Source organism: Prolinoborus fasciculus (genome assembly GCF_056724605.1).
On sequence record NZ_JBWZQN010000124.1, the window covers coordinates 1 to 1,998 of the forward strand.

At 44.8% G+C, this 1,998-nt stretch carries 2 protein-coding genes; one reads left to right on the top strand and one right to left on the bottom strand.

Annotated elements, in window-relative coordinates; genetic code table 11:
* The first annotated feature begins 114 nt into the window (after positions 1–114).
* Positions 115–279: a DAK2 domain-containing protein gene (locus AC1P5O_RS16435; protein ID WP_004279395.1), complete on the top strand. Its 165-nt coding sequence runs from the start codon at positions 115–117 to the stop codon at positions 277–279.
* Positions 280–393: 114 nt separating this feature from the next.
* Here the strand turns inward: AC1P5O_RS16435 and AC1P5O_RS16440 are convergent, their stop codons facing one another.
* Complete coding sequence (locus AC1P5O_RS16440; protein WP_499006407.1) at positions 394–1,656, bottom strand: glutaminase; 1,263 nt, start codon at positions 1,654–1,656, stop codon at positions 394–396.
* Positions 1,657–1,998 lie beyond the last annotated feature (342 nt).

Here is a 1,998-nt window from a genome sequence, read left to right on the forward strand (position 1 = left end):
GAGATCCATGCACGTGTAGCAGTCCTTAACAGATTTACGGAATTAGGTCGACCACTTACCCAAGTTACGCCTTAAATTTGGCTCAATTAGGGGCGCTTTGCATTTCAAATCTTTGTGCAACAAAGCCCGGCTGCGGTAAAAGGTGCGGAATCGACCAAAGATATCGTGGCACGTATGGGACGTGCCGGAACTGTCGGTGACCGTAGCTTGGGCTATCCGGATGCAGGTGCACATGGCTTAAGTGTAATCTTTACAGATATTGCAGAACATATTAAATAAATCGTTCATTAAAAAAGCCTCGAATCATCGGGGCTTTTTTATATTTCATTTCCTCTACTGAGCAAGTTTTAAAGCGCAAGTAATGAAAGGCATACTCATTCCTATGGATGTGGCTTAATGAAACTTGTCCAAATAGCGCTCTAGTTCTTCTGTCACTACTACCCGCTTATTGCCTTTCACCTGTTCCTCACTCAATACACCTTCTGAATCAATGACCACCACTTTGTGTCCAGCTGCTTGTAAACGTTTGACCCCTTCAAATAACATACGTGCACCCACATCATGAATCAGAGTCAAATTGGTCAGGTCTATGACTATACGTGTTTTAGCGTCTGGCTCATCCTGCAAGATCCGCAGCAACATTTCCGACTCGGTAAATTGCAACACGCCGCGCAGCTCATACACGACAATGTCATTGTTCTTACCTGCCATATAATGACTTTGCAAAATGGTCTGTGCCGATGGCGTCCCTTCCATCAGATGCAAGCCCATGTCCCGCGACAAACGCTCGAAGATATCCACACCACGCACACTATGCCCATGCTCATCAATTTTAGGAGAAAAAACTACAATTCCCACTTGCCCAGGCAATACCCCGATAATTCCGCCAGATACACCACTTTTGGCAGGAATTCCGACCGTCGTCAGCCAGTCACCCGCCGCATCATACATGCCACAGGTCATCATCACGCTGAGCACTTGACGTACTACATCACGTTCTAACAACTGTTTGCCAGTTTTGGCCTGAACACCGCCATTGGCGAGCACACTGCAGATATTTGCCAGATCTTTGACCGTCACTTTAATCGCACATTGCTTGATATATCCATTTACGATTTCCACAGGATCCGAATCCAGCACACCTACAGTTCGCAGCATGTAACCAATCGACAGGTTCCGGAATGCAGTTTTGACTTCAGACTTATACACCTGCTTGTCGAATTCCAGTTGACGGCCTGCCAGCTCACTTAAAAAACGGCGCAAGCATTCCGCACGTGAAATGCCTTTTTGTACCGGAATCAAAGAATGCGTGGTGATCGCACCCGAGTTAATCATTGGATTTTTCGGAAGATTGGTTTCTTTATCCAGTGAAATCTGATTAAAAGCCTCCCCTGAAGGTTCAACGCCGACCTTTTCCAGTACTGCTGAAATTCCCAAATGCTGCAATGCCAAGGCATAGGCAAAAGGCTTGGACATCGACTGCATGGTAAATTCGGTTTCATCATCCCCCGTGGAATAAATCGTGCCATCCACCGTGGTCAGCGCTAAGGCGAACTTGTTTGGATCTACCGCTGCCAGTTCAGGGATATAGTCAGCCAAAGCGCCCTGATCATTATCATGACAGACCGTTAATACATGCTGGAGATAATCGGGCACCGGGGTTTTCATCGAATGAGCTTATTCCAGTTGGCTGTTATTTTTAATTAACATACCGGCTTTTGGCTTAAGTACCAGAGTGAAAAGGTAATTTTCTGCATATCCATGTTATCGGCTGCATTCCCTTTATGGGCAATTCTCCAGAAATGAATTGCATTTTTAAGTATTGTTATTTTTATTGATGTTTTAAGAGACATAAAAAAGGGCGCTCCTGCCACTGCTGTCCCATAGTTTGCTTTAAATAAAAAAACCTGAGTCCTAACAGTTAAAATATGAGTGCAAACAAACACTTTAACGACCAGGATTCAGGTTTTGTCACATCAGAATACCGTATTTCATGAG